Origin of the sequence: Streptomyces sp. NPDC046915 (assembly GCF_040644935.1) — a bacterium.
Lineage (GTDB): Bacteria > Actinomycetota > Actinomycetes > Streptomycetales > Streptomycetaceae > Streptomyces.
In genome coordinates this window covers 14,964-35,115 of record NZ_JBEYXB010000026.1, presented here as the reverse complement: position 1 = coordinate 35,115, position 20,152 = coordinate 14,964, and the positions used below count along the sequence as shown (strand labels likewise).

The window sequence follows — 20,152 nt, the reverse complement described above, 5'->3', positions numbered from 1 at the left end:
GCCTCCGCCCCCGGCGCGCTGCCGGGGGCCCGACAGCCCACGGCCCCCGCCGGTTTCGGGGACTTCGTCCGCGCCCACGGCGGCAACGGCCGGCTCGTGGTGCAGCCCCGGATGGGCTTCAGCGATCCGGCCGCCATGCGCGCGGGCCTGATGGCCACCCGGGCCGCCGCCGCCCGCACCGTCGGCACCATCACCCTCGACGCCCACACCCGCGTCGGCCGGCTCGACGCCGCCGATGCCGCCCTGCGTGACGGCACCCCCCTCAACGGCTACCCCGTCGTCAACCACCCCCCGGCCACCACCGCGCGGGTCCTGCACGGCATCCGCGGGCCGCGCTTCCCCGTCCAGGTCCGGCACGGCTCCGCCCGCCCGGTCGGCATCTTCCGGGCGCTGGCCGCGCTCGGCCTCGACGCCAGCGAGGGCGGCCCGATCTCCTACTGCCTCCCCTACGGCCGGACCCCCCTGGCCGAGTCCGTCGCCGAGTGGGCCACCGCCTGCGAGCTGTTCGCCTCGTTGCGCGAGCGCGGCCGCGAACCCCATCTGGAGACGTTCGGCGGATGCATGCTCGGCCAGCTGTGCCCGCCGAGCCTGCTGGTGGCGATCAGCGTCCTGGAGGCGCTGTTCTTCGTCCGGCACGGCGTGCGCAGCCTCTCCGTCAGCTACGCCCAGCAGGTGTCCGTGGAGCAGGACACCGAGGCGGTCGGGGCCCTGCGCCGGCTGTGCGCGGAACTCCTGCCGACCGACGACTGGCACGTGGTCCTCTACACCTACATGGGCGTCTTCCCGGAGACCGAGCAGGGCGCCCGGCGGCTGCTGGCGGACTCCGCCGAACTCGCCGTGCGCACGGGAGCGGAGCGCCTCATCGTCAAGACGGTCGCCGAGTCCCGGCGCATCCCCACCATCCAGGAGAACGTCGACGCCCTGGAGCTGGCCGCCGCCACCGCGCGGGCCGCCGGCACCACCGCACCGGCCCCGCTCGCGCACCTCGCCGACAGCCCCACCTACCAGGAGGCCGCCGCCCTCGTGCACGCCGTCCTCGATCTGCACCCCGACCTCTCGCGTGCGCTGCTCGACGCCTTCCGCCGCGGCTACCTCGACGTCCCCTACTGCCTCCACCCCGACAACCAGGGCCTGACCCGCAGTTACCTCGATCCCTCCGGACGGCTGTGCTGGGCCGCCACCGGCAACCTGCCCATCGCCCACCTGGCCCGTCCGCGCGGCGGCACCCGGCTCACCTCCGCCGGACTGCTCGCCGACCTCACCCACGTCCGCAACCGCTTCGACAGCCCCCCGGCGCCCACGCTCGCCGCCCGCACGGAGACGGCCGGCGTGTCCTCCGGCTGACCGCTCGTGGGCGGAAAACGCTTGGACCGCGCGGTCGCCGCTGCGGGACACTGCGATTCCCGGGGGGTGGGATGGAATCGCCTGAATCGCACGGAATTCCGCTGGGCAGGGGCTCGGTGCTCCTCGCCCTTCGCTACTACGGACGAGAGTTGTCACGGCTGAGGTGGCTGGCGCTGCCGGCGCTGCTGCTGCCCGCGCTCGGCAACACCGGCATCAACTACCTGGCTCCGCTGGTCGTCGCGAAGCTCGTCGGAAGAATCGCGGGCCACGCCGGCACCGGCATCGGCGCGACCCTGCCGTACGTCCTCGGCTTCGCCGGTGTCCTGCTGCTCGCGGAGACGCTGTGGCGCATCGGCCTGCACTGCCTGAACCGCGTCGACGCCCTCGGCATCGAGCACCTGTACGTGATCGGGATGGACGAACTGTTCGCCAAGGACGCCGTGTTCTTCCACGACAACTTCGCCGGGTCGCTGACCAAGCGGGTGCTGAGCTTCGCCACCCGCTTCGAGGAGTTCGTCGACACGCTGACGTTCAACATCGCGGGCAGCCTCGTGCCGCTGCTGTTCGGCTCGGTGGTGCTGTGGCGCTACGACCCGCTGCTCGTCGTCGGGCTCCTGACGATGATCACGCTGACCGCGCTGTTCGTGGCGCCCCTCGTCCGGCGCCGCCAGGCACTGGTCCGCAAGCGGGAGGCGGCGATCGCCCGGGTGTCCGGGCACGTCGCCGACAGCCTGATGAACATGGACACGGTCAGGGCGTTCGCCGCCGAGGAACGCGAGGCCGCCGAGCACCGCGCCCGCGTCGCGGTCTCGCGGCGGCTCACCCTGCGGTCGTGGGACTACGGCAACCTGCGCATCGACACCCTGGTCGCGCCGCTGTCCGTACTGACCAACGCGCTGGGCCTGCTGCTCGCGGTCGCGCTCGGCGGCGGGGAGCACGGCGTGGAGGCGGTCGTGGTCGCCTTCACGTACTACAGCAACGCGACACGGATCATGTTCGAGTTCAACCAGATCTACCGCCGTCTGGAGAGCTCGATGACGGAGGCCGCGCAGTACACCGAACTGCTGCTGGATCCGCCGACCGTGCTCGACCCGGCCGAGCCGGAGCCGCTGCTGCCCGGGGCCGCCGACATCCGCTTCGAGCGGGTGACCTTCGCCCACGGCGGCGCGGAGCCGCTCTTCGAGGGCCTCGACCTGGCGGTGCCCGACGGAGCGAGGATCGGCCTCGTCGGCCGGTCCGGCGGCGGCAAGACCACGCTCACCCGGCTGCTGCTGCGGATGACGGACATCGACGCCGGCCGGATCCTGATCGGCGGCCAGGACATCAGCAGACTGCGCCAGGCCGACCTGCGCGGCCTGATCTCCTATGTGCCGCAGGACCCGGCGATGTTCCACCGCACCCTGCGGGACAACATCGCGTTCGCCCGGCCGGACGCCACCGACGCCGAGATCCGCCGCGCGGCCGAGGCCGCACACGTCACCGAGTTCGCCGACGCGCTGCCGAACGGCTTCGCCACCATGGTGGGCGAACGCGGGATCAAGCTGTCCGGCGGCCAGCGCCAGCGGGTCGCGCTCGCCAGGGCGATCCTGCGCGACGCCCCGGTCCTGCTGCTCGACGAGGCGACCAGCGCCCTGGACTCCGAGAGCGAGATCCTCGTCCAGGAGGCGCTGTGGCGGCTCATGGAGGGGCGGACGGCACTCGTGGTCGCGCACCGGCTCAGCACGGTCGCCGGCATGGACCGCCTGGTGGTCCTCGACCGCGGACGGATCGTCGAGCAGGGCACCCACAAGGAACTGCTCGCGGCGGAGGGCGCCTACGCCAGGCTGTGGCAGCACCAGTCGGGCGGCTTCCTCGACGACACCCCCGCGCGGGCCGACCTGGGCGCTTTACCAGACTGACCGGCCGCGCGGGCCGGGACGACCGAACCGGCGCCCGGCCCGCCGGTCCGGGCCATGCTGCTCCCAGCGACGAGAGCGGGGGAGCGGGGGACACGTGCAGGCATTCCTGGCGGGGGGCGTACTACTGGTGAGTCTGAGCACACCGCTGATAGCGGGGACGCAGCGGCCTCGGATGAGGTCGAAGCGGATGGTGCCCGAATTCTCGCTGGGGGCGCCGTTCGCGGTGGGGTTCGGCTCCTGGGCCCTGTGGGTGCTGGTGTTCCCGGCGCTCCGCGTCGGCTTCACCGGCACGCGGAACACCTGGATCTGCGGGGCACTGTTCGCGCTCTGCGTGCTGATCGCCCGGCTCATGGTCCGCATGGCGGCGCCCGAGCGGCTCAAGGGGAACCGGCTGCTGGTGGTGGCACGGGCGGTGGTCCTGTGCTGCGTCGTGGCGGCCGTCCTGGCGCCACTGGACGCCAACGTCGACAGATACCCCTTCGCCGGGCTGACCGTGGTGTACGCGACGGCCGCGGCGGTACTGGGCCTCCTGCGGACCGTGGATCACGGCTATTTCCCCCTGGTCCTGCTGCGGACGGCACTGTGGAAGGGGCTCCTGGCCGCCGCGACCGGCTACTGGATCCACCACTCCGGCGGCACCCTCGTCCCCGACCCGGACCACGCCACCGCCGGCACCCTGGTGCTCGCCGTCCTGTGGTGGTCGCTGCCGGTGCTGTCCGCCGGCTGCGCGACGGTCGCGGCGGTCCGGCTGGTCCGCTGGCTGAAATGCGGACCACCGGCCAGTCCGGCACCGCCGGGTGTCACCTCACCCTGGCCGCCGTCGGTGGGCTACGTATGGACGGCCGAGCTCACCCATGACGACGACACCCACAAGGAGCGCCCGGTGGTGGTGCTGGAACACACCCCGGAGTTCGTCCGCGTGCTCTGCGTCACCAGCGTCGACAAGTCCGGCCGCTCGCGCGGCTACCTGAGACTCCGGGCGTCCGAGTGGAACGGTGTGCTGACCAAGGACGGCTGGCTCGACCTGGAGATCGCGCACATCCCGTACTGCGACTTCCTGTGGAAGCGCGGGGAGTGCCCGGACCGGGTGTGGGACGTGCTGAACACGACGGCCGACGTCCGGGAGCGCCCCGCGAAGGCGGGGCCCGCCCCGGGGTTCGCCTTCCGGCACCGGCTGTCGTCGGCCATGAACGCCCACGTCGGCCGCGACTCGCGCACCGTCCACACCGCGTCCGGTGACAAGGCGCGGGCGAAGGTGTGACGCGGGCCGCCGCCTCAGGACACGTGACCCACGTGCGCCAGGGCCTGCTTCAGCAGCACCCCGTGCCCGCCCGGCATCTCGCTCTGGAGGGCCTGTGACGCGGCCTCCTGCGGGCTGAACCACACCAGGTCCAGCGCGTCCTGCCGGGGACGGCAGTCGCCGGCCACCGGAACGATGTAGGCCAGGGACACGGCGTGCTGCCGCGGGTCGTGGTACGGCGTGATGCCCGCGGTGGGGAAGTACTCGGCGACCGTGAACGGCTGCAAGGAGGCCGGCACGCGGGGCAGCGCCACCGGCCCGAGGTCCTTCTCCAGATGGCGCAACAGGGCGTCGCGTACCCGCTCGTGGTGCAGGACACGGCCGGAGACCAGGGTCCGGCTGACCGTTCCGTCCGGCCCTATGCGCAGCAGCAGCCCGATGCTGGTGACTTCGCCGCTGTCGTCGACGCGCACCGGCACGGCCTCGACGTACAGGATCGGCATCCGGGCGCGGGCCATCTCCAGCTCGTCGGGAGACAGCCAGCCGGGCGTGGTTTCGGTCATGTCAGACATTGCTTGATCATACTTTCCGGGCCTCGGAAACGGCGTGTCATCGGTCACAGGAGCTAGGGCGAGGGCGGTTCGCGGGCGGGCAGTCCGTACACGCGGCGGGCGTTGTCGCGCCCCGTCCAGGCGGCGATCCGCAGGGCGTCGGGCAGACTCAGCTCGTCGGCGTCCACCCGGTCCTGGAGCAGCGCGGCCAGGCCCTGGCGGAAGCACAGCGCGCCGAGGTGGTGGAACTCGGCGACACCGTACGCGTCGGAGCTGTACAGCAGTTTGCGGAACGGTGTGATCTCCAGGGCTTCTTCGAGGATCGCCCGGGACCGGGCTGGCCCGGCGTGGTGCAGGGCGAGTCCGACGTCGAGGTGGACCTGCTCGAACACGGCCGCCAGATAAGCGGCTTGGCGCTGGTAGGGCCAGCAGTGCAGCAGCAGGACCGGGACGGTGCCACGGGTCAGGTGGAGCCAGTCCGTCAGCAGGGCGGGGTCGGCCCGGTGCAGCCGGATGTCGTCGTCGCCGAAGCCGGTGTGCAGTTGCAGCGGCAGCCCGAGGCCGACGGCGGTCCACAGCAGGTGGCGCACGAGGACCGGGTCGGTGAGCGGGCCGCCCCGGGCCAGCCAGTGCCGGGCCGCCCCGGTGACCTCGGCGTCGGCGGGCCGCGCCGGGTCCAGGGCGAAGCCGGTGCGGTAGGCGGCCACGGACTTCACCCCGACCACGCCCGGCCGGCGCACGGCGGCCTCCGCGGCCGTCCGGAAGGCGTCCGCGTACTCGCCCGCCTCCACACCCCGCGCTGCCACCGACTCCGCCACGCCCTCCAGCCGTACCACTTCGTACGCGGCAGCGCCCGAGGCGTCCGCGAGCTCCGCCGGGGAGGTGACGGGATGCGGGGCGTACCCGGTGTCCACGCAGAACACCTCCGCCCCCGCCGCGGTGAGGAACCGCCGGTTGACCTCGCGTGGTCCCAGGTCCGCCCGCCGGGCCACGTAGTCCGCGGCAGGCGCGTGCCGGGGCAGGTCCAGCAGGGGCGCGCAGTGCCGGCGTACGGCCACCCCGGCCGGGGTGTCGAAGGGGGAGAGACCGCTGCCCGGCCGGGCCTCGGTGAGCAGGGAGGCGAACTCCTCGGCGCCGAGATCGCCGGTCACGGCGCCGTGGCAGTGGTGGTCGACCAGGGGCAGCGCGGCGAGGGACTCCTGGACCGGTCCGGACACGGGGCCGCGCACGTCAGTACTTCCAGCGGTAGGCCGCCGCGATCCGGGCGTCGTCCAGCCCGTCCACGGCCGCGGCCTCCCCGAGGCGTACGGCGGTCACCGCGTCGGCCAGCACCTCGCCCAGCGCGGCCCGCAGCACCTCGTCCTCACGGAACTCGGCGACGGCCTCCGGCAGCGAGACGGGCAGCCGGCGCACGGCCCGCGCCGCCGCCTCCCCGGCATCGAGCCGGGCCGGGTCACCGGTGATCTCCTCGGGCAGGGTCGCCGCCGACGCGATGCCGTCGAGCCCGGCGGCGATGACACAGCCGAGCGCGAGATAGGGGTTGGCGGCCAGGTCGACCGGTTTGACCTCGAGGTTCGCCGCCTGCTCCCGGTGCCCCGTCGTGCCGGTGACGACACGCACCGCGGCCTCGCGCCGCTCGCGGCCCCACGCGGTGAACACCCCCGCCCACCGGGAGGGTTTGAGGCGGAGGTAGCTGGCCGGGCTGGGCGCGGTGACGGCCGTCAGGGCGGGCAGGCGCGCGAGGATCCCGGCCGCGAACGACTCGGCCCGGTCCGTCATGCCGTACGGGCCGGGACCTCCGGTGTGCAGGTTGCGGCCGTCGCGCCAGCCGGACAGGTGGAGGTGGCCGCCGTTGCCGACGCCCTCGGCGGACACGGCCGGGGCGAAGGAGACCCGCAGACCGTGCCGCTGCGCCACCGCACGGACGGTCTGCCGCACCAGCACGCTCCGGTCGGCCGCCGCCACCGGGTCCAGCGCGCCCACCGACAGCTCGAACTGGCCGGGCGCGTACTCGGGGTGGAACTGGTCGACGTCGATGCCCTGCGCCGCGCAGGCCGCGAGCAGATCGGCGCCGTAGTCGCTCAGCTCCGTCTGCCGGACGGCACCGTACGCGGGCCCGGACACCGCCGGCACGAACTCCCCGCCGGGCGCCGAGCCGAGGCCGAGCGCCCACTCGACCTCGACGGCCGCGCGGAAGGTGATGCCGTGCCGTTCGGCGGCGTCCGTGACGATCCGGCGCAGGAACGTGCGCGAGCACCCCGGGTGTCCCTGCCCCTCCTGCGTGATCCGGTCGACCGGGGCCCAGGCCCAGCCGGGCTGCCCGGCCAGGACCACCAGGTGGTCGAGGTCCGGGTACAGGCGCAGATCGCCGTCCGGGGAGCCGAGGACGTCGGTGGTGACGATGGAGTCGTCGGCCAGGAAGGTGTCGAACACCGGGGACATTCCCACGCCCCAGGCGGCCGCCCGGGGCAGCCGTGCCGCCGGGACGGTCTTCACCCGGCCGATGCCCGCGGTGTCGACATAGGCCAGTACGACACCGTGCACGCCCCGTCCGGTCAGTTCGGCGGCCAGCGCGGTGGCCCGCTGGACGTCGCCGGGACGCCCGCCGGGCACCGGGTCGGCAAGGGTGGTCATCCGCGCTCCTCCTCGACGGGCGGGGCCGTGCCTGGTCGGGGTCAGGGTTTCACGGCCACTCCGCCGAGCTGCGGTACCACGGCGGGCCGGTCGGATCCGCAGCGCCACCGGGAGCACGGCACCAGGCCCGGTTCGAGCAGCCGGAGCCCGTCGAAGTAGGCCGCGATCCGCGCCCGGTCGCGGGCGGTGACCGGCGGGGTGGCGTGCTCGTTCCAGAACCGCATCGCGGCCTCGTTGCCCGCGCCGCCCAGTTCGGAGTCGCAGGTGGGGTGCGTGAGCACGAGGTAGCTGCCGGAGGGGACCGCCGCCATGATCCGGCGCACGGCCTCCCGGGCCGTGCCGTCGTCCAGGACGAAGTTGAGGATGCCCAGCATCATCACCGCGACCGGCCGCGTCAGGTCGAGGGTTCCGGCGGCCAGCCGGACCACCGTGTCCGGGTCGTGGACATCGGCGTCGACGTAGTCGGTGACGCCCTCGGGGGCGCTGGTGAGCAGGGTGCGGGCGTACATGAGCACGATCGGGTCGTTGTCCACGTACACGATCCGCGACTCCGGAGCGATGCCCTGGGCGATCTCGTGGGTGTTCTCCGCCGTCGGCAGTCCGGTGCCGATGTCCAGGAACTGCCGCACTCCGCGGTCCCCGGCCAGGAACCGCACCGCCCGCCCCAGGAACTCCCGGTCCGCGCGTGCCACGTCCCGGATCACCGGCAGCATCCCGGCGACCTGCTCGCCGACCCGCTGGTCGACGGCGTAGTTGTCGCGGCCGCCGATCCAGTAGTTCCACACCCGCGCGGCGTGCGCCACCGTCGTGGTCACCGCCGGTCCACCCTCGCTCACGTCGCCGTCCTCCGCCCCCCGCGACCGCCCGCGTGTGACCGTCCCCTGTGACTGTCCGCGGCCATTGTGCCGTCCGGTGATCGCGCTGTCCCCGGATTCGGCGGACCGGCCGGGTTCCGGGCCCGTCCGCCCCATGAGGAACACTGGACTCCGTACGCCCGCCCCGACCGGAAGCAGGACATGCCCGCCACGCCCGCGTCCCTCCTCACCGCCCCCGGCCTCCCGGCCGGCTCCGCCGACATCCGGCTCGTCGTCACCGACATGGACGGCACGCTCCTCGACGACGACAAGCGGATCCCGGAGGGACTGTGGCCGATGCTGGCCGAACTGCGCCGGCGCGGTGTGCTGTTCAGCCCGGCGAGCGGCCGCCAGTACGCCACGCTGGCCCGGCAGTTCGCCGAGGTGGCCGACGGCATGGTGTTCATCGCGGAGAACGGCACCTATGTCGTCCGCGACGGCGTGGAGCTCAGCTCGGACCCCCTCGACGGGCCGGTCGTGGCCTCCCTCGCACGGACCGTGCGGGGGCTGGTGGCCGACGGCGTGGACGTGGGCGCCGTGATCTGCGGCAAGCGGTCCGCCTACGTGGAGCGCACCGACGAGGCCTTCCTCGCCGAGGTCCGCAAGTACTACGTGGAGCACCGGATCGTCGAGGACGTCACCGCCGTCGACGACGAGGTGATCAAGGTGGCCCTGTTCGACTTCGGTCCGGCCGAGCGGACCACCGCGCCCGCGCTGAAGGCCTTCACCGCCACGCACCAGGTCGTCGTCTCCGGCGAGCACTGGGTCGACGTCATGAACCCCACCGCCAACAAGGGCGCCGCCCTGCGCGGCCTCCAGCGGGAACTGGGCATCACGCCGGCGCAGACCATGGTGTTCGGCGACTACCTCAACGACCTGGAGATGCTGGACGCCGCCGACTGGTCCTTCGCCATGGCGGGCGCCCACCCGGAGGTCGTCCGCCGGGCCCGCCACCTCGCCCCGTCCAACAACGACAACGGGGTGCTGCGCACCATCGCCCGCGTGCTCGGCACCGGCGGGGCGTAGGGCCTCTCGGGCCGGTTCAGGCGGCCGTCTTGAGCCCCACCCCGCCGTACAGCGACACCGGAGGCTCCCCGTCCGCCCCGGTGTCGGGGCGCCAGTCGCAGACGGCGACGACACCGGGGTCCGCCAGCTGAAGTCCGGTGAAGAAACGGGCGACCTCGGCCTGCGAGCGGGCGACGAGAGTCACTCCGCCCGCCCCGTAGGCCGCGATGCCCCGCCGGACGTTCTCGGGCTCGAAGTCGGCCGTCATCGCCGACAGGACCAGGCAGCTGCCCGGGGCCAGGGCGCCGAGCAGGGTGGCCACCAGGTCGTGGGCGCCGTCCTCGTCCGCGACGAAGTGCAGCAGCGCGATCAGGGACAGCGCGACCGGCCGGTCGAAGTCCAGGACACGCGAGGCGAGTTCGAGGATCGTGCCGGGCTCGCGGGCATCGGCCTGGAAGTACTCCGTGACACCTTCGGGGGTGCCGTGCAGCAGGGCTGCCGCGTGGGCCGGCACGATCGGGTCGTTGTCGACGTAGACGACACGGGCGTCCGCCGCCACGGACTGGGCGACCTGATGCAGGTTGGGCTCGGTGGGGATGCCGGTGCCTATGTCGAGGAACTGGCGGATTCCCGACTCCCCGGCCAGCAGCCGGGTGGCCCGCCGCATGAACGCGCGGTTGGCCCGTGCGGCCCGCGGGGCCCCGGCCTCGATCGCCATGATCTGCCGCCCGAGCCGCTCGTCGGCCGGGAAGTTGTCCTTGCCGCCGAGGAACCAGTCGTACACCCGGGCCGGATGCGGCCGGGTCGTGTCGATCTCGTTCAGGGACGGCTCGGTCCCGGTCACGCGGCGCTCCTCCGCTCGACGGCCGCCGCCGCTTTCCGGCGGGGCCGTCGAGCAGTCTGGCACGATCACGCGGCGCGGCGGAGACTGTCTTCGGTCACCTCTTTGTCCAGCGCCGCGCGCACCAACGCGGCGGCGAGCACGGCGGGTTCGGTGTCACCGGCGAGATCGAGCAGGCGGCCGGGATCCTTCGGCAGGCCCAGCCGCTCCGCGCCCGACAGCGCCTTGCCGTCCAGGTACGGCGCCACCTCCGGCCACACCCGCTGCACCTCGCGCAGGAAGATGTCGGCGCCGGCCGGACCCAGCCCCGGCACCTCCCGCAGCAGCCGCCCCAGCGCGTCCACGTCGCCGTCCGCCTCCGCACGCATCCGCCGCAGGTCGCCGCCCCACCGCTCGGCCAGCACCGCGGCGCCGTCGCCGAGCTGGGTGGCGGTGCGCTCGTCGTAGCGCCGGTAGCCGCCCCGGCCGAGCGCGTCCACCCGCTCCTGCCAGTCGGCCTCGGCCGTGCGACGCGCCGTGTCGAGGCCCGACTCGTGCAGCGCGCGGGCGGCGGCCACCGCGACCGAGGCACGGATCCGGGCGCTGAGCAGGACGGCTAGGACCAGCAGCCGGTACAGGGGCTGCGGGGTGTCCTTCAGCCGGATGCCCGCCTCCTCCGCGTACGTCCGCCCGTACCCGGCGACCAGCTCGGCGAGAATCCGTCCGGACTTCTCGGCGCGGCTCATGGCTACGGCTTGAGCGGGTCGTGGCCGAGGGTCATCAGCTGGTGCCGGCGGCGCGTGTCCTCGGGCGAGCTCTCCGGCTCCGGCTCGTTCTCGACGTCCGCCAGGTCGCTGACCCGGTCCACCACCCGGTACATCACGCGGATGTCGTCGTCGGTGAGGTCCGTGCGCCGCTTCTGGAGGATCGCGAGGACGTGCTGCCCGGTGGGCGTGCCCGCCTCCTCCGGCAGCGGCTCCGCGTCCTCGTCGGCGTCGCGCACCCGCAGCCAGGCGGCGAGCTCCGCCGAGGTCATGTTCACCACGCGGTGGAAGTCCTCCCACAGCGCGTCCATTTCGAGGGCGTCGGCCATGCTGTGTTCCCTCCGTTCCCTTCCGTACGTACGTACGTTCCGTGCGTACGTGTGCTTCAGCGCGGGCCGGTCACACGCCGGTCACCCGTCCTCGCGCGGCCAGTTCTCGGCCTCGAACATCCAGCGCTGCTTCTCCAGGTCGGCGGTGATGCCGATCAGCAGGTCCTGGGTGACCGGGTCGGCCTTCTCGGTCGCGTCGATCCGCGCGCGCAGCCGCCCGATCGCCGCCTCGAGCGACTCCACCAGCAGCCGCACGACCTCCGTGTCACGCAGCCAGCCGTCCTTGGTGCCCGGCAGCGCGAAGGTCGCCGCGATGGTCTCCGGCCGCCCGTCCGGCGTCACACCCAGCGCGGCGGCACGCTCGGCGACCGTGTCGGCGTAGGCGCGCGCCGTGTCCACCACCTCGTCGAGCTGGAGGTGGATGGACCTGAAGCGCGGCCCCACGATGTTCCAGTGCGCCTGCTTCCCGACCAGCGACAGACCCAGCAGGTCCACGAGGGTGTCCTGGAGGGCGGGGCCGGTGACGCGGAGCGCCTCCTCGGGCAGCGTGCTCTTCACCACGGTCATAGAACGCTTCTCCCTTTCTCGGTTTTCTCGAGCTCTCTCGCGCCCCTGGACGACTCCCTGACGCCTCTGGACGCACGGAGCAGTTCGTCGCGCTCCTCCTCGCAGGTACCGCCCCAGACACCTGAGGTCTGGCCGTACGCCAGCGCGTACGTCAGACACTGGACCGTCACCGGGCAACGGGCACAGACACGCTTGGCGGCCGCGATGTCCCGCAGCGCCGGTCCGGTCGTACCCACCGGGAAGAACAGCTCGGGGTCCTCACCCGCACAGGCGGCAGCACGCAACCACTCCATGGGGGCGCGGGTGCCCCTGGCACACACCCGCAAACGCGGTGCTGGGCGGGCCGGAACCGGGTCCCAAGGGTCTCGGGCTAGAGCGCGGGCAGCCCGTCGAGGAAGCCGGTCACGTCCGCGAAGACCTCCGTCCGGTTCGTCTCGTGGAACACCTCGTGCCGGGCCCCGGCGTAGATCCGCTCGGCCGCCCGGCCCCCGGTCAGCCGCTCCACGCCGGTCCGGCTGCCGGACAGCGGGACCAGCCGGTCGTCGTCGCCGTGCAGCCACAGCACCGGGAGCGGACCGACGTCGCCGCTCCCGTCGACGGCCTCCAGGGTCGTCACGAACGCCTGAAGCGTCGGCCGCTTCATCGGGCCGTGCCACACCAGCGGGTCGGCGGCGTACGCGGCCCCCACCGCCGGGTCGCGGGAGAGCGCGGCCGGGCTGATCGGCCGGTCCGGGACCTCGGGCAGGGCGAGGAGCCGTCCGGGCAGCTCCCAGGCGCCGATCACCGGCCCCGAAAGGACGAGCGCGGCGAGTTCGTCGCCGTACCGCTGGGCGTGCCGCGCCGCGATCAGGCCGCCCATCGAGTGGCCGACCAGGACGAGCGGCAGGCCGGGGTGCGCGGTGCGGGCGAGGGCGGCCACGCCGTGCACGTCGGTGACGACGTCCTCGAAGTCCTCGATCACCACGCGGTCACCGGCCGACCTGCCGTGCCCCATGTGGTCGGGCGCGTAGACCGCCGCGCCGTGTCCGGTGAGGACAGCCGCCAGCTCCGCGTACCGGCCGGAGTGCTCGCCGTAGCCGTGCACCACGAGGGCGACGTACCGGGGCTCGGGGTGCTGCCAGACGCGGGCGGTGATCGTGCCCCGGGTCCCGGTGAGGACGTGCTCGCGGGCGTCGGCCATGGCTCCTCCGGCTGCGTCGGTGAAGGTACCCGGGGATCTTCCCAGGGGGTGGGCCGGCGGTCTATAGTCAAAAACTAGCGGTGCTAATTAATGGTGGTGCCGACCGGTGCCGCCGGTTCACCGAGTGCTGATCCACAGCGTCGTCGGTCAGGAGTCCTTCCCTTGCGTCCCGTCCATTTCGCGGCCGCCCGCCGCACCCCCATCGGCAAGCTGCGCGGAGCCCTGTCCCCGGTGCGCCCGGACGACCTCGCGGCGACCGTGATCCGCCGCCTCGTGGCCGACGTGCCCTCCCTCGACCCCGCCCGGATCGACGACGTCTACTGGGGCGCCGCCAACCAGGCCGGCGAGGACAACCGCAACGTCGCCCGCATGGCCGCCCTGCTCGCCGGCCTGCCCGAGACGGTGCCCGGCGCCACGGTCAACCGGCTGTGCGCCTCGGGCCTGGAGGCGGTCACCCTCGCCGCCCGCACCGTCGCCGCCGGCGAGGCCGACATCATGCTCGCGGGCGGCTCGGAGTCGATGAGCCGCGCCCCGTTCGTGCTGCCCCGCCCCGACGAGGCCCTGCCGCACCGCATCGAGACCGCCGACACCCGCCTCGGCTGGCGGCTGGTCAACCCGGCGATGAAGGACCTGCACGGCCTGCTGTCCATGGGCGAGACCGCCGAGGAGGTCGCCGAACGGTACGGCATCCCGCGCGAACGCCAGGACGAGTTCGCGCTGCGCAGCCACCAACGGGCCGCCGTCGCCCGCAAGGACGGCCACTTCGACGACGAACTCCTGCCCGTCGAGCGCCCGGACGGCGTGGTCGTCGACGCCGATGAGTGCGTCCGCGAGGACACCTCCCACGAGAAGCTGGCGCGGCTGAAGCCGGTCTTCCGCGAGGGCGGCACGGTCACCGCGGGCAACGCCTCCCCGATGAACGACGGCGCCGCCGCGGTGCTGCTGGTCAGCGAGGAGGCCCTGAACGAGCTGGGCCTGGAGTCCCTGGGCCGCTATGTCGCCGGCGCCTCGGCGGGTGTGCACCCGGACGTGATGGGCATCGGCCCGGTGCCCGCCACCCGCAAGGCGCTCGCCCGCGCCGGCTGGGAGGTCGCCGACCTCCAGGAGGCCGAGTTCAACGAGGCCTTCGCCGCCCAGGCCCTGGCCTGCGTCGACCTGCTCGGCATCGACCCCGGTCTGGTGAACCCCAGCGGCGGCGCGATCGCCCTCGGCCACCCCCTCGGCTGCTCCGGCGCCCGCATCCTCACCACACTGCTGCACCGCATGCGCCGCACGGGCGCGGCGCGGGGGCTGGCGACGATGTGCGTGGGGGTGGGGCAGGGGAGCGCGGTGCTGGTGGAGCGGCACTAGCGGCACCCGCGGCACCCGCGGCAACGGCCAACTGGCGAGACGGTGCTTACGCCGCAAGATGCGTGCGCATAGCATCGGCCCGGCATGAACACGATGACGCTCTGGCACATATCCGGGTGGGGATTCACCGCGCTCGCCTTCGCGGCGCTGCTCGTCGGCTTCTCCAAGACCGCCGTCAGCGGGGCCAACACCGTCAGCCTCGCCGTATTCGCCGCGGTGCTGCCCGCCCGGGCCTCCACCGGGGTGCTGCTGCCCCTGCTCATCGTGGGCGACGTGCTGGCCGTCCTCACCTACCGGCGGCACGCCCACTGGCCCACGCTGTGGCGGCTGTTCCCGGCGGTGGCGGCCGGAGTGGTCGTCGGCACGCTGTTCCTGACGTGGGCCGACGACGGCGTCGTACGGACCTCGATCGGCGCGATCCTGCTGCTGATGGCGGCCGTCACGGTGTGGCGGCGGCGCCGGGCCGGCACGGAGGGGGAGCCGGAGCCGGTCGGCGGCCGGGCGGGCCGGGCCAAGGCGCGTTCGTACGGTGTGCTCGGCGGCTTCACCACGATGGTCGCCAACGCGGGCGGTCCGGTGATGTCGCTGTACCTGCTGTCCGCGGGCTTCCGGAAGCTGGGCTTCCTGGGGACCTCGGCCTTCTTCTTCCTGATCGTGAACGTCTCCAAGGTGCCCTTCAGCGTCGGTCTGGGCCTGATCGACGGCCGCTCACTGCTGCTCGACGCCGTACTCGCGGTGTTCGTGCTGCCCGGGGCGTTGATCGGCAAATGGGCTGTGAACAGGATCAACCAGCGGCTGTTCGAGCAACTGGTGATCGCGGCGACGGTCGTGGGCGGGGTCCAGCTGCTACTGCGCTGACCCCCGCCGCAGCCCGAGCAGCCCGGGGAGGTCCGCGAACGAGTCCAGGACGTGGTCCGGGGTGCCGCTCGCCCTCTCGTGCGTCTCGGGCAGGTACTTGCCGGTCTTCACCAGCACGCCGGTGATCCCCGCACGCTGGGCCGCGAGCACGTCCGACTCGATGTCGTCGCCCACCATCAGCGCCCGGTCCGCGCCCACCCCCAGCCGGGACAGCGCGGCCTCGAAGAACGCCGGCGACGGTTTGCCGGTGACCTCCGCCTCGACCCGCGCGGCCTTCTCCAGCCCGATGAGGAAGGCACCCGTGTCCAGTTGCAGCCCGGCGTCCGTCCGCCAGTACAGATTGCGGTGCATGGCCACCAGCCGGGCCCCGCGCTGGAGGTGCCCGAAGGCCCGGTTGAGCGCCGCGTAACCGAACTCGGGACCGGCGCCGCCGACGACCACCACATCGGGCACGGCGGCCCCGTCCCCGTCACTGTCACCGTCCCTGCCATCGGCCTCGTCGACGAGGGTGAGGCCGCCGAGGTCCTCCTCGATGTCCCCGCTGTTGAGCAGAGCGCAGCGGGCGCCGGGAAAGCGCTCGGCGAGATGGGCGGCGGTCACCGCGGGCGCGGTCAGGACGTCCTCGGCGGTGACCGGGAAGCCGGCTCCCGACAGCGTCTCGGCGATCGACGCCCGGGTCCGGGACGTCGTGTTGGTCACCAGCGCCACGGCGAGGCCGGCCGCGCGGATCTCGCGCAGCGCCGCCACCGCACCCGGCAGCGCCTCCCACGACACGGTGAGCACCCCGTCGATGTCGATCAGCACGCCTCGCACGGATTCCATGCCTGGACGATAGCGATCCGGCCGCGGGATCGGCCCGTACGCTGACGCCATGTCCCCGCACCCCGCCACCCCGCACGTCCTGGTCCTCGGCGGCACCACGGAGGCCCGACGGCTGGCCGCCGGGCTGACCGCGCGCGGCGGCGTTCGGGTCACGACCTCCCTGGCCGGACGGGTGACCCGCCCCGGGACCCTGGAGGGGGAGGTCCGGACCGGCGGGTTCGGCGGGGCGCAGGGGCTGGCGGAGTGGCTGCGTGCGGAGCAGGTGGACGCCGTCGTCGACGCGACCCATCCCTTCGCCGCCGGGATCACCGCCAACGCGGCGCGGGCCGCGACGGCGACCGGGCTGCCGCTGCTGGTCCTGCGGCGACCGGGCTGGCGGCCCGCCTCCGGAGACCGCTGGCACCCGGTCCCCTCGCTCGGCGCCGCGGCCGACGCGCTGCCCGCACTCGGCCGCCGGGTGTTCCTCACCACCGGCCGCCTGGGCCTGTCGGCCTTCGCGCACCTGAGCGACCTGCACTTCGTCGTACGGTCGGTGGAGCCGCCCGAGCCGCCGATGCCGCCCGGCCTCGAAGTCCTCCTGGCCCGCGGCCCGTTCACCGTCGCCGGCGAACTCCGGTTGCTGCGCGGCCACCGCATCGACGTGCTGGTGACCAAGGACAGCGGGGGAGAGGCGACCGCCGCCAAGCTGACGGCCGCCCGTGAACTCGGGCTGCCCGTGGTGGTCGTACAACGGCCCGCGCTGCCGGAGGGCGTGACGGCACTGCCCGACGAGGCGGCCGTACTGGCACGGCTGGAGACGCTTCAGCGGCTCGGCCTCAACCGGTCGTGACCGAGGCCCGCAGCCGGTCGATCGCGCGCAGCACCTCGTCACGGTTCTTGGCGGCCTTGATCCACGCGGGCAGCCGGGCCACGTAGGTCATCTTCCGTCCGTGCTCGTACCAGGGGGCCCGCTCCCGCAGCGAGGCGGCCACGAACCGCCGGAGCAGGCCGAGGTGTTCGAGGTTGTACGCCCAGATCTCCCCGTGCCGGGTGGTGGTCCGCAGCCACAGCGCCGGCCGGTGCCCGTCGACGAGCCACGAGGTCCGGGACAGACCGCAGGACCGGCAGATCAGCCGGTGTCGCGCGCCCTCGGCGAGGTCCGGCCGCTGCTCCGCGTGGGCGATCCGCGCACAGCGCGGGCAGCGGACGAGCATCGCGGACCCGAACCGGCAGGCCGCGAGGCCGGTGTCGGTTTCGGTGTCGTGGAAGCGGACGGGTGCGGGAGACATGCCGGGAGTATGACGACCGCCCCTCCTCCCGGGCCACCCGGTTTTCGAGTGGCCGGCCTCAGGCGTCCTTCGGGTGCCGGCGCAGCAGGTACGTGTCCATGATCCAGCCCTTGCGCTCCCGGGCCTCGGCGCGCAGCCGCTCGATACGGGGGGCGGCCTCGGTGATCGGTCCGGAGACGAGGATCTCGTCGGGGGTGCCTATGTAGGCGCCCCAGTAGATGTCGATGTCGTCGCCCGCGTACTGCCGGAAGGTCTGATGGGCGTCCAGCATCACGACGAGGTCGTCCACGTCCTCCGGGAAGCCCTCGGCCAGCCGCCGTCCGGTGGTGATCTGCACCGGCCGGGCGACCCGGTTCAGCCCCGTGCGGTGCCGGGCGGCGAGCGCGGAGACGCTGCTGATGCCGGGCACGACGTCGTACTCGAAGGCCACGGTGCCCCGCTCCAGCACCTCCTCGAGGATCCCGAGCGTGCTGTCGTACAGCGCCGGATCCCCCCACACCAGGAAGGCGCCGCTCTCGTCCTCGCCCATCTCCTCGACGATCAGCCGCTCGTAGATGCCGGCGCGGGCGCTGCGCCAGTCCCCGACGGCGGGGGAGTAGGCGGCGCCGCCCGCGCTCCGGTCCCGCTCCGGGTCCCAGGCCTCGACCAGCCGGTACGTCCCCTCCGGCAGGTGCGCGTCGAGCATGTCCCGGCGGAGCCGGGTGAGGTCCGACTTCACCTCACCCTTCTCGAGAAGGAAGAACACGTCCGTGGCGCGCAGCGCCTTGACCGCCTGAAGGGTCAGCTGGTCGGGGTCGCCCGCGCCGATACCGATGACATGAATCTTTCGCACGCCCCGAGTCTGCCGCATGCCACTGACAGTGCGTGCACCGCCACCGCACCCGAACCCGCCCGCTACGGCACCCGGAGGCGGGGCGCCCGGATCTTCGCGTCGACCGGCTCGCCGCCCCGTTCCACGGCCCCGGCCAGCTCCCGCGCCCAGCCGACGATCCCGGCGAGATCGATCCCGTACGGCTGCCGTTCCCCGCAGCCCTCCGCCCATCCCTCGACGGCACCCGCCCCGCGCCGCAGCAGCCGCGCCCCGCCGGTGGTGTTCCCCCGCGCGGCGTGCGTCAGCCCCACGGAGAGCTGCGCCAGCCCCCGCCACAGCGCGCGCTCGGAGTCCGGGCCCGATTTCCAGGCGTCCTCGAAGACCTCGTGCGCGTGGAAGGGCTTCCCCTCCGCCAGCAGCGCCTGCGCCTCGCCGACGGTCTCCTCCGGGGTCCGCACGACACCTTCCGGCTGCCGTGCCACGCCCCGTGCCCCGTACGGCAGGGGCCGCCCCAGCCCGTCCCGCGGCCGCGCGTTCCGCGCCCGCCCCTCACTGTCCCGGTCCCGTCCGCTGCCCATACGCCCGATTCTCCCCCGGCCCGCGTCCCCCGGCCCGGCCGCCCCCTTCGGCCGACCCCCTCGCGTACGGTAAAGTGCTGTCCGCGCGATCACACGGCACACCGTGGGCGAGCGCACCGGGACGTGGCGCAGCTTGGTAGCGCACTTGACTGGGGGTCAAGGGGTCGCAGGTTCAAATCCTGTCGTCCCGACTTGCGGAATAGCAGGTCAGAGGCCGTATCGGCAGAAACCGATACGGCCTTTTGTGCGTTCCTCGCTGAGGCGTGGGTCACATGCTTCCTGTGGATGTCACACTTCGGGCGCTTCCGCGGCTCTCAGTGGTCAGACAGGGCGGGAGGTCCGATGAAGTCCGACGAGAGCGCGGTGGACACGGCTACCAGGGTGTTCGTCGAGCACCGGGAGTTGTTGTTCTCCGTCGTCTACAACATGCTCAGCAGTGTCGCCGACACCGAGGACGTGCTCCAGGAGACCTGGCTGGCGTGGGCGTCCCGAGACGGGGCACCGGGCGTGGCGCGGATCGAGAGCCCACGCGCCTATCTGGTGCGGATCGCGGTGAACAAGGCCCTCGCCCGCCAGGCCGCCATCAGCCGCCGTCGCGAGACCTATGTGGGTCCGTGGCTGCCCGAACCGCTCGTCTCCTCCCTCGCCGACGGCCGTGCGCACGGCGAGGCCGCGGACGCCGCCGACACGGCCGAGCGCATCCAGTCGGTGTCCATGGCACTGCTGGTCGTCCTGGAGACCCTCACCCCGCTGGAGCGCGCGGTGTTCGTCCTGCACGAGGTGTTCGGCTATGCCCATACCGAGATCGCCGGCATCCTCGGCCGCAGCCCCGCGGCCGTACGCCAGCTCGCCCACCGCGCACGCGAGCACGTCCACGCCCGGCGCCCCCGCTATCGGACCGACCCGCACGTGCGTCAGCAGGTGACCGAACGGTTCACGGCCGCGGTGTCCGGCGGCGACCTGCGGACGCTGCTGACCCTTCTGGCGCCGGATGTGACCTTGTGGGCCGATGGCGGGGGCAAGGCCACCGCCGCGGGTCCGCGCCCGGTCCACGGCCGCGACAAGGTCGCCCGGCTGCTGGCCGACGGCGCCACCCGCGCACGCGGCGGCCTGGACATCCGCTACCGGCGGGTCAACGGCGATCCCTCGGCGCTGCTGTTCAGCGGCGACTCGCCCTTCGCCGTGCTGGTCCTCGACCTGGTCCCGGACGGCGGACAGGTCCGCGGCATCTACTTCGTCACCAATCCCGAGAAGCTCGAAGGTCTCACCTGAGCCCGGT

At 73.4% G+C, this 20,152-nt stretch carries 22 protein-coding genes and 1 tRNA gene; 9 read left to right on the top strand and 14 right to left on the bottom strand.

Features of this window, described 5'->3' with window-relative positions:
• Positions 1-18: 18 nt before the first annotated feature.
• The 3 genes from ABZ915_RS41625 (at position 19) to ABZ915_RS41615 (ending at position 4,503) form a co-directional block, all read left to right on the top strand.
• Positions 19-1,344 carry a methylaspartate mutase gene (locus tag ABZ915_RS41625; RefSeq protein ID WP_361814462.1) on the top strand — a complete coding sequence of 442 codons (1,326 nt, stop codon included), beginning with the start codon at positions 19-21 and terminating at the stop codon, positions 1,342-1,344.
• Between the two features lie 71 nt (positions 1,345-1,415).
• Positions 1,416-3,242: an ABC transporter ATP-binding protein gene (locus ABZ915_RS41620; protein WP_361814310.1), complete on the top strand. Its 1,827-nt coding sequence runs from the start codon at positions 1,416-1,418 to the stop codon at positions 3,240-3,242.
• Between the two features lie 187 nt (positions 3,243-3,429).
• Entirely contained in the window at positions 3,430-4,503 is a 1,074-nt protein-coding gene (locus tag ABZ915_RS41615; protein WP_361814308.1) for a hypothetical protein, read from the top strand.
• 14 nt (positions 4,504-4,517) lie between these two features.
• Here the strand turns inward: ABZ915_RS41615 and ABZ915_RS41610 are convergent, their stop codons facing one another.
• From ABZ915_RS41610 to ABZ915_RS41595, 4 genes are all read right to left on the bottom strand, one after another.
• The gene (locus ABZ915_RS41610) at positions 4,518-5,045 is read right to left on the bottom strand and encodes an NUDIX hydrolase family protein (RefSeq protein ID WP_361814459.1); all 528 of its coding nucleotides are present in this window, start codon (positions 5,043-5,045) and stop codon (positions 4,518-4,520) included.
• A gap of 62 nt (positions 5,046-5,107) precedes the next feature.
• Positions 5,108-6,262 carry an amidohydrolase family protein gene (locus tag ABZ915_RS41605; RefSeq protein WP_361814306.1) on the bottom strand — a complete coding sequence of 385 codons (1,155 nt, stop codon included), beginning with the start codon at positions 6,260-6,262 and terminating at the stop codon, positions 5,108-5,110.
• A gap of 1 nt (position 6,263) precedes the next feature.
• Entirely contained in the window at positions 6,264-7,667 is a 1,404-nt protein-coding gene (locus ABZ915_RS41600) for a glutamine synthetase family protein (RefSeq protein ID WP_361814304.1), read from the bottom strand.
• Positions 7,668-7,708: 41 nt separating this feature from the next.
• Positions 7,709-8,503 (bottom strand): SAM-dependent methyltransferase, encoded by a 795-nt coding sequence (locus ABZ915_RS41595; RefSeq protein ID WP_361814302.1) that lies wholly within the window; start codon positions 8,501-8,503, stop codon positions 7,709-7,711.
• Positions 8,504-8,683: 180 nt separating this feature from the next.
• Here ABZ915_RS41595 and ABZ915_RS41590 point away from each other — a divergent pair, with 180 nt between their 5' ends.
• Entirely contained in the window at positions 8,684-9,547 is an 864-nt protein-coding gene (locus ABZ915_RS41590; RefSeq protein ID WP_361814300.1) for a Cof-type HAD-IIB family hydrolase, read from the top strand.
• 16 nt (positions 9,548-9,563) lie between these two features.
• Here ABZ915_RS41590 and ABZ915_RS41585 read toward each other — a convergent pair whose 3' ends face one another.
• The 6 genes from ABZ915_RS41585 to ABZ915_RS41560 form a co-directional block, all read right to left on the bottom strand.
• Positions 9,564-10,370 carry an SAM-dependent methyltransferase gene (locus tag ABZ915_RS41585; RefSeq protein ID WP_361814298.1) on the bottom strand — a complete coding sequence of 269 codons (807 nt, stop codon included), beginning with the start codon at positions 10,368-10,370 and terminating at the stop codon, positions 9,564-9,566.
• A 65-nt stretch (positions 10,371-10,435) separates the two neighbouring features.
• The gene (locus tag ABZ915_RS41580; protein ID WP_361814297.1) at positions 10,436-11,092 is read right to left on the bottom strand and encodes an endonuclease; all 657 of its coding nucleotides are present in this window, start codon (positions 11,090-11,092) and stop codon (positions 10,436-10,438) included.
• A gap of 2 nt (positions 11,093-11,094) precedes the next feature.
• Positions 11,095-11,439, bottom strand: coding sequence for a DUF3140 domain-containing protein (locus ABZ915_RS41575; RefSeq protein WP_361814296.1), 345 nt, complete (start codon positions 11,437-11,439; stop codon positions 11,095-11,097).
• Between the two features lie 81 nt (positions 11,440-11,520).
• Positions 11,521-12,006, bottom strand: coding sequence for a DNA starvation/stationary phase protection protein (locus ABZ915_RS41570; RefSeq protein WP_361814294.1), 486 nt, complete (start codon positions 12,004-12,006; stop codon positions 11,521-11,523).
• A complete protein-coding gene (locus ABZ915_RS41565; protein ID WP_361814292.1) occupies positions 12,003-12,299 on the bottom strand; it encodes a WhiB family transcriptional regulator in 297 nt (98 codons plus the stop codon). Before ABZ915_RS41565 ends, ABZ915_RS41570 begins: the two co-directional genes overlap by 4 nt.
• 77 nt (positions 12,300-12,376) lie before the next feature.
• Entirely contained in the window at positions 12,377-13,186 is an 810-nt protein-coding gene (locus ABZ915_RS41560; RefSeq protein WP_361814290.1) for a lysophospholipase, read from the bottom strand.
• Positions 13,187-13,348: 162 nt separating this feature from the next.
• On the opposite strand from ABZ915_RS41560, the gene ABZ915_RS41555 reads away from it, so the two are divergent.
• Positions 13,349-14,536, top strand: coding sequence for a thiolase family protein (locus ABZ915_RS41555; protein ID WP_361814288.1), 1,188 nt, complete (start codon positions 13,349-13,351; stop codon positions 14,534-14,536).
• 84 nt (positions 14,537-14,620) lie between these two features.
• Positions 14,621-15,394, top strand: a complete 774-nt coding sequence (locus tag ABZ915_RS41550) for a sulfite exporter TauE/SafE family protein (protein WP_361814286.1) — start codon at positions 14,621-14,623, stop codon at positions 15,392-15,394.
• Here ABZ915_RS41550 and ABZ915_RS41545 read toward each other — a convergent pair.
• The gene (locus tag ABZ915_RS41545) at positions 15,383-16,216 is read right to left on the bottom strand and encodes an HAD-IIA family hydrolase (RefSeq protein ID WP_361814284.1); all 834 of its coding nucleotides are present in this window, start codon (positions 16,214-16,216) and stop codon (positions 15,383-15,385) included. The genes ABZ915_RS41550 and ABZ915_RS41545 overlap by 12 nt on opposite strands.
• 49 nt (positions 16,217-16,265) lie before the next feature.
• Here ABZ915_RS41545 and ABZ915_RS41540 point away from each other — a divergent pair, with 49 nt between their 5' ends.
• Entirely contained in the window at positions 16,266-17,045 is a 780-nt protein-coding gene (locus ABZ915_RS41540; protein ID WP_361814282.1) for a cobalt-precorrin-6A reductase, read from the top strand.
• On the opposite strand, the gene ABZ915_RS41535 is transcribed toward ABZ915_RS41540, so the two are convergent.
• The 3 genes from ABZ915_RS41535 to ABZ915_RS41525 all read right to left on the bottom strand — a co-directional run bounded on the left by ABZ915_RS41535 (position 17,032) and on the right by ABZ915_RS41525 (position 18,873).
• Positions 17,032-17,484, bottom strand: a complete 453-nt coding sequence (locus ABZ915_RS41535; protein ID WP_361814280.1) for a hypothetical protein — start codon at positions 17,482-17,484, stop codon at positions 17,032-17,034. The two genes, ABZ915_RS41540 and ABZ915_RS41535, sit on opposite strands and share 14 nt — an antisense overlap.
• Before the next feature lie 58 nt (positions 17,485-17,542).
• Complete coding sequence (gene cobF / locus ABZ915_RS41530) at positions 17,543-18,316, bottom strand: precorrin-6A synthase (deacetylating) (protein WP_361814278.1); 774 nt, start codon at positions 18,314-18,316, stop codon at positions 17,543-17,545.
• Between the two features lie 62 nt (positions 18,317-18,378).
• Positions 18,379-18,873 (bottom strand): DUF309 domain-containing protein, encoded by a 495-nt coding sequence (locus tag ABZ915_RS41525; RefSeq protein WP_361814276.1) that lies wholly within the window; start codon positions 18,871-18,873, stop codon positions 18,379-18,381.
• 117 nt (positions 18,874-18,990) lie between these two features.
• Between ABZ915_RS41525 and ABZ915_RS41520 the strand changes: the two genes are divergently transcribed.
• Positions 18,991-19,064 (top strand) — tRNA-Pro (locus tag ABZ915_RS41520).
• A gap of 151 nt (positions 19,065-19,215) precedes the next feature.
• Positions 19,216-20,145 carry an RNA polymerase sigma factor SigJ gene (gene sigJ, locus ABZ915_RS41515; protein WP_361814274.1) on the top strand — a complete coding sequence of 310 codons (930 nt, stop codon included), beginning with the start codon at positions 19,216-19,218 and terminating at the stop codon, positions 20,143-20,145.
• Positions 20,146-20,152: the final 7 nt, after the last annotated feature.